Source organism: Collinsella sp. AM24-1 (assembly GCF_003470325.1).
Lineage (GTDB): Bacteria > Actinomycetota > Coriobacteriia > Coriobacteriales > Coriobacteriaceae > Collinsella.
This window is the reverse complement of record NZ_QRHM01000040.1, coordinates 1-7,095: the sequence shown is the minus strand read 5'-3', so window position 1 is coordinate 7,095 and position 7,095 is coordinate 1. Positions and strand designations below refer to the sequence as shown.

The window sequence follows — 7,095 nt, the reverse complement described above, 5'->3', positions numbered from 1 at the left end:
ATCCACTACTGGAACGACCGTATCACCCGCAAGCGCATTATCCATTTTGAGGTTGTCAACGCGCCAATAAATCAGGTCGAGATTATCGACGACGAGCCAGCCGAGGTCGACTTCTCCGACAGCATCCCGAACCCCTACGTCGGGAAGGTGCGCCGCGAGACGGATACTGAGGTAGACGTGCCCGAGGACTACGTCCCAGCAGAGTTTGAGGGTATCGAGAACGAGCCATTCCCCGAGAGCTACGATCCAGATGAGCGCACCGTTGTCATGAACATCACAGCCCGTGTGGGTGCCGCTGAAGCCGACGAGTACATCGAGGCGATTCATACCTTGAGGGATAGCTGTGCTGGGCCCGATGCCCAGTTCAAGGCAAAAATGACCGTCGGACGCGTAGGCCGCTTGCTCGGCGAAGCAGGTGGCGAAGTTCCGACGCCGAGCGATGCAATCGCCGGACGCTGGCCGGAGAGTCTAATCGGACATATCGTCAAAGGCGAAGAAGTTTAATCTTTCAGCTCTTGGACGGCGTTTTTACAAATGTAAAAAGCGAGTTCCGCACATGCGGAAAACGATTCCACGAATGTAAAACGTGTCCGCGCGGGACCGTAGCCTTAAAGCATGGAACCCCCAAAGAAAGGAATAGAGATGCCCAGGACGATCGAGGAACTGGACAAGCTAATTGAGACGAGTGACGACGCCGCCCAGGTCGAACTCTTGACGAGGATGAAAAACAAAATCGTCCAGCGCGACGCGGCGGTCGAGAAAATCAATGCGTTCAGAGCCGAGTTCGAAAAGTCCTGCGGGCTTTTCTACGAGGCGCTTGAAGCCGTGAGTACCGCTGACGACTACAGCAGCGAGGTGGACGCGAGGATAGCGAAGTCAATCGACGAGCACCTGCGCGCGGCCGACATGCTGTGCCGCTTCGGAAATGAGCACGGCTTCGGGATCGCAGGTGACGGCTTCGGCGAAAAGCACCTATTCCCCGACAATGATGATTACTGATTTTATTAAGAGGGGCCGGGCGAAAGTCTGGCCCCTTTTTACATTCGTGGAAAGGGATTCCACGAATGTGGCCAAGCCGCTAAAGCGGCGCGGAGCAGACTGGCCAAGTCGTGAGCCGCGGTCGGCGAACGGCAGCCCGGCTGCGAAGATCGGGCAAGGCCAAGGCCGCGCAGTCGAGCGCCCCTGCTCGACGGAGTACGGCAAGGAACGCAGTGACGCGCAGCGTTTCCAAATGTCTGACACGGTGTCAGACATTTGGAATGTCAGACATTTGAAATGTCTGACAAGCGAAGGCCAAGGAGCCATAGGCGACGCGGAGCCCGTTTTGTGGATGCCGCTGCGGCATCAGAAACGGGCGGAGTCCCCTCAGACGTAGGCTGAGGGCTGGATGTAAGACTCTGTCTTACGTATCCAGCTACATAAGATTTCATCCTATGGGGGTTCGAGAAGCTATGGCAAATCTCGCGGGTTACAGCAAGAGTGGATACGAAGCCATGATCAACCACTACACAAGGCACCAAGGAGACCCTGACCAAACAAAGTACGTCTATCGAGAAAGGGATAAAGACAAGGACGGGAAGAGCAGGATCAACCCAGACCGAACCTTTCTCAATTACGCGATTTACGAGCGCAGAGACCCGAAGCAGTTCGTCGCTGCCGCCATTGAAAGCGTTACCGTGCCAATCAAGGAGGGCAAGAGGGCTACGAATGTGCTTTCAGATTGGGTAATCACGCTCCCTAAAAATGACCTCCTGGAAGGACGCGAGAGAGAGTTTTTCGAGCAATCATTTGAGTTCATGAAAACGAAGGTCCCCGAGGATTTAATTGTAGGGGGCTGGATTCACATGGACGAAGCATCACCGCACATGCACTTCGCATTCGTCCCCCTAGTTACTACGCAGGCTATGACCAACGACAAGAGCCGCCCGCTTAGAGACGGGCAGGGAAAAATCTTGAGAGATAAGAAGGGGACTATCCGCTACGAGAGAGTCCCGAAGCTCGACGCCGAGGGCAATCCGATTTTGCGCCGCTCCTTTGGACAGTCGAAAATCTTTGACCGGAAGGCGATGGAAAACTTTCATCCTCAATTGGAAAAAGCATTGTCCGATCACTTCGGTTTTAAGGTCGGAATCGAACTCGAGGACGAGGGCGACAAGCTGTTGAGCTCACTCAGCCAGCCAGAGTACATCAAGGCTAAGCAGGCGCTCGAGAAGCAGCAAGAAGAGATCGCCAAAGGCGAAGAGCGATTGGAGTATCTTCAAGAAGCTCAAGACCGCGAAGAGCGAGCAATTGGCGAAATCGAAGGAGAGATTCACGCAGTCGAAGTCTCCGCTGCCGGCGCTGGCGACTTTATCAGAGCTAAAGCTGAAACGCGAAAACTTGAAGTTGAAATTGAGCAGCTTGAAAACCAAGTCCGAAACGCTGAACGCGGAGCTGGAGAGCTGGGAAAACGAGTTGAGCAAGCTAGATCAGCAGTGGATGGACGCCTGGCTGACATTGCGGGACTCAAAAGAGACTTTAAGCGCTGCGAAAATGAAAAACTCGCAGTCGATAGAGACACTAGCCGACTTGAAAAGGCATGCTCAATCCTATCTCGGGCTTTAGACCGCAGCGCTTCGGCGGTGGCACAAGCATTTGCGAAACTGATTCGGACTAACGATTTCAGGCAGTCAACGTGGACACCCGAGCAGCGGACAGCAGCCGTGGCCACGCGCGACCAGGCACTCGCGGGACTGAAACCGCGACCTGCCAAAAACAAACTCGACGCCGCAATAGCCAAGGCCGAGTACAAAATCGAGAGGTTTAAAACCGCCATTCGCCTTGGCTTCGCGCCGAAGAATGGACGGCTCGAAGCGCTGGAAAAGCAAAAGAGCGAGCTCGAGAGTCAGACCCCAGAAGCTATCGCCCTCGATCGAAACTACTGCGCCGAGCGCAAGGTTCACATCCTATGTGCAGACATTTATGAGTGCCGCGGACCTAAGAAAGTGGAAATCAAGGCCAAGCTCGCCGAGATTGCCAAAGACGAATCGCTTTGGTCTAGAACGAGGGACGTGGCCAAAAGCAGAATCGCGTGGATTGATGCGGGGGCGCCGTCGGGATCGCCTGCGGGCGGCGGTAGCGGTAACCCTGCAGCGCGTGGCCATGCGGCCGCGCAAGGCGGCGAAGCGCGAGAGCGCAGTATCGGCGGCGACGCTCGATAAAAATCGATTGGAAACATTCGTCTGCGCTTTCATTGTGTCAGTAAGGAGCACAATGAAAGCGCCAAGCCCGGATTGGAGGATTGCATGTATTACGTAGCCGGTTTATTTGACAGCGGAACGGATAGATTGGTCCCGAAGACCGCTCCGTGCGATTCACGCTGGGAGGCCGAACAAGATGGCTACACCGTCGGCCTTGAAGCTGATCAGATGAAAGTCTGGCCGGTTGAGGTGTCTGAAGATGATAGGGCTGTTCTAGATTTCATTCCTGACTCAGGCGAGCTGTTCGACCGATTTTCAAATGGCTCGATGGTTGAGTTTATTAAGAGCCTCGAGGAAATTGGATCGAGAAAGGTCATGTACCAAGCCCTTGGCCTGATTGACGACAACGGCCGGCCAATTCGCGTGAAGGTGCCAAGCGGCGAAGAAGTCAGCATCGAACACTATATCGCCGAGAAAGCGTTTGACGGCGTGTCCGAAGAGGGGGCCGCGTTGGTCTACTGTGCCGTGACATTTTGGACCTCGTGCGAGCTGCATTACTTCGGAACGCTGAAACTAAACTTCCGCAAGGCCATTGAACGACTGCATGGCGAGGACCGCATGAAAGTCCTGATGGTGCTGGAAGATAGATAGCAGTAAAAAAACGGTGGAGCGGCTGTAAAAGAGCTGCCCCACCGGGTAAAATCAAGTTGTGCCGCGAAACCCGCTCCTTATGCTGTCAAACTTTCGGAACGCGGGCAACGCAGGTACGAACGAGTTGATAGCCCGGTGCCAGCCGGGCTATTTTTTTCTCCCTTCGCTATCCGTTCTGCTTATATTCCTTCCACCAGCCGTACACGTACAGGACGGAACGGACGGTGCTGGCCAGATAGGCCGTGGCACGCAGGATTTCAAGAATCAAATTCATAGGCTGCTCCAATCAGAGATCGAAGCGCTGCCCGCAGACGGGTTTCGCGGCGGTCAAGATTTTACCCTATAGCAACGTTAACGGCGCCGGCCCGCGCTGTCGCGCGTCCGGGCGACAGCCGTTACTTCGTCGCGACCGAGTAAAAAGGCATGGAGAAAGAGGTCATGTGGTCTGACCTGCTGTTTCTTTTTCGTTGACGAGTTGACGAAACATCGGCGACCCCGAAAGGCACGGGCGCTAAAGCGCCCTCTGACAGGGGCCTACACGGCCCCTGTACCCCGTGTTTCACCTGCTGGCAGCAGATACTGAGCCCTGATTTTGTCTCGGTCCCAAGGCCAGTGAAAGCCCTCCAGGGCTCGAGATAGAGCGAGCTGTGCCTTGAGGTCGGCGTTCTCGCGCTTTAGCAGTTCTACCTGCGCTTTCAGCTCGTCAATGGTCTTTTTAGCCCAGTCATTCGTCTCGGTAGCGGCTGAGTTCGTTGACTCGATCTGTTTGAGCAGGGCATCGACCTGACGCTCAAGGCTAGCATTGGCTGACTTCAAGGGCTCAATCTGGGCTTGGTAGAGCTCCAGGAGCTTTCCTTCATCCGCACTGACCTGCGGTTTTGTTTTGGCGAGTTTGTCGGCCAAGATTGAGCAGGTAGAAGCAGGTAGCAGCTGACGACCTCGGCCGTCCCGATAGTCCTCGACAGTTTTGAGTTCCATGGCCTTGATTTTGTTCACCACGGTCGATTTTGATACCCCAAGCGTCTTGGCAAACTCGGCGATGGTGGGCATCTCGTCCATTGGCAGATCTCCTTGGTCAACTCGACATAATACCTATTATCGTACAATCCGCAGGCTATCTACCTGCGGTTTTATTTTAGCTCGAAGAGTAATCGAATAATAGTCGGTCTCAAATAATCGAAACTCGAATAAATATTCGACCGATTATTTGAGTTTTAACACGTCATAGACGTATATAACCTATAGAAAAAGCCCTCTATACTGCTTCAAAAAATGTCATAGAGATAGTAGAGGTAACTTTTCCTGCGGTTTCTTATGACATGACATGTTTTGTTGCAAATGTCATCAAATGTCATAGGTCAATGAGTTTGTATGTCTACCTGCTATTTTCTGTGACATGACACGTTTTTGTTAAATGTCATGGCGATGGGGTATGGGGGCTTCGCCCCCATCAGAGCGAGCGAAGCGAGCGTGCCTTGGATCGAGCTGCTAGCGAGTTAACCGTGCTGGAACGGCGTTGATTCGACTGCTGAGGTTTTCTGGCCTCGCTCTCCTTGCCTTTTTGTACGGTTGCTGCTGAGTGGCGGCTGTCGCTCGGCTGCGCGGAGCGCAGGCCGACGCCGTGCGGTATCGGCAATGACATTTATGACATTCGGAAATTGTCATTAGAAACAGCAGGTAAAGATACTCATGACATTTGGCATGACATTTGATGACATGTGCGGCATTTCGGCAGTGTCATACAAAACTGCAGGTAGATATAGCCAAAATGGCGCTATGACATTTTTTCAGCCCTAGAGAGGGGTATGACATGACCTCAAATGTCATAGGGTGGGAAAAATCTGAAACAAAAGGGCGCTCGACCTGCACAAACGCGTGACGATATATTTTTGTTATATGTCATAAAGAACGGCAGGCAGGACCATAAATCGGCAAAAAAATACCCGTTGCGGATTAGAATCGCAACGGGTATTATCAATTTCAGAAGAGAGAGCCACGTGGTGCGCCAACACCTCGTCGGTTCGAGCTTACTAAACGAAACGCAAAAAAGCGCTCTTCCCCAAGACTTAGCAGCTCTCTAGCTGTTACTTTAGGTCAGTGGAAGATTCTGGTCAAGATTCAGCCCTTTTTGCGTGTCTCGCAGAAGGGCTATTTTTATGTCTCCCGAGCTCAAGACCACTAAGACCTACAAGATTGACCCGACCAAGGGCAAGGGTGGCTCTATCGTCACGACCGATGAAGATGGCCGAGTCATTTCTAGTCTGACCATTGAAGAAGCCATGGCTAATCAGAGCCGTGAGCTGCTAACTCCTATCGTCGACGGACTGATCTACCCTGGCAGCGTCGGCCTAGTTGCGGCGCCACCCAAGGCAGGCAAAACCAATTTTGGCTTTATGCTCGCCCATAGGCTAGCTGGTGGACAAGATTACCTCGGCTATCGTGTGAAAGACCCATGCTGCGTCATGATTGCGGAGTTCGAGGAAGGTGACTCCGTCATGGCCGCTCGATACCAGCGCTTTCCAGACGAGGACACCTTTTTTGAGAAGGGCGAGCTGACGATTCAGTATCGGCCTGCCCCGTTTGAGTTTACCGAGGATGCTGCCGGGGCTATCTATGTCAATGAAGAGTGCGGCCTGGGCTTTCAGATTAAGATTTGGCACGAGATGGTCAACGAGGGAATGTTCCCAGACCGTCCGGGAGTTGTATTCATCGACACTATGGCTCGCGCCTTGCCGACAATGGGCGGCGGCAAGTACACCTCGGACTTGAACTATATTGGCGCTGTCCATAACTTTGCCGAGAAACTCGGCATCGGAATTGTTTTCGTCCACCATACAAATAAGGCGGATCACGCCGACGCCGCGGACTCCATCAGCGGCACCAACGGCGTTGCAGGATCATGCGACTGGATGATGATTGTTTTCAGGGATAACGACCCAGACACTAAAAAGCGCCTTGAGACTGGTCGTCTCGTCTGTAACAGCCGTTATATGTCCGAGGACGAGCTATTCCGCTGGGTAAAACTAAATGACCGAGGGTTTTGGGAGCTCGACACCGAGAAGGAGGACGCAGAAGCCTTGAAAGCACGTGTTCAGCGCGATCGGGAGGTCCCGAAGTGCGTCAAAAAGGTCTGCACGCTCATGCGACACCACGACTCCTGGAGCGGTAGCGCCACGGAGCTGGTCGATGCTCTCCGCGACGGCGTAAGCCCTCGCTCCGTGACTAAGTATCTGAATCAAAATCAGGAATGGCTCGCGGAGCAGGG

General features: G+C 53.4%; 6 protein-coding genes. 5 read left to right on the top strand and 1 reads right to left on the bottom strand.

What is annotated here, in order from left to right; translation table 11 throughout:
• The 4 genes from DW661_RS10190 to DW661_RS09795 form a co-directional block, all read left to right on the top strand.
• The coding region (locus DW661_RS10190) for a hypothetical protein (RefSeq protein ID WP_158568443.1) at positions 1-504 on the top strand (504 nt) is incomplete at its 5' end.
• Between the two features lie 138 nt (positions 505-642).
• Positions 643-999: a hypothetical protein gene (locus DW661_RS09810; RefSeq protein WP_118935463.1), complete on the top strand. Its 357-nt coding sequence runs from the start codon at positions 643-645 to the stop codon at positions 997-999.
• A gap of 452 nt (positions 1,000-1,451) precedes the next feature.
• Entirely contained in the window at positions 1,452-3,200 is a 1,749-nt protein-coding gene (locus DW661_RS09800; protein ID WP_158568442.1) for a plasmid recombination protein, read from the top strand.
• Between the two features lie 84 nt (positions 3,201-3,284).
• Positions 3,285-3,830 carry a hypothetical protein gene (locus tag DW661_RS09795; RefSeq protein ID WP_118935460.1) on the top strand — a complete coding sequence of 182 codons (546 nt, stop codon included), beginning with the start codon at positions 3,285-3,287 and terminating at the stop codon, positions 3,828-3,830.
• A gap of 534 nt (positions 3,831-4,364) precedes the next feature.
• Here DW661_RS09795 and DW661_RS09790 read toward each other — a convergent pair.
• Entirely contained in the window at positions 4,365-4,889 is a 525-nt protein-coding gene (locus tag DW661_RS09790; RefSeq protein ID WP_118935459.1) for a hypothetical protein, read from the bottom strand.
• Between the two features lie 1,097 nt (positions 4,890-5,986).
• On the opposite strand from DW661_RS09790, the gene DW661_RS09785 reads away from it, so the two are divergent.
• Positions 5,987-7,095 (top strand): AAA family ATPase (locus DW661_RS09785; RefSeq protein WP_147356453.1); only part of this gene is annotated, 1,109 nt, incomplete at its 3' end.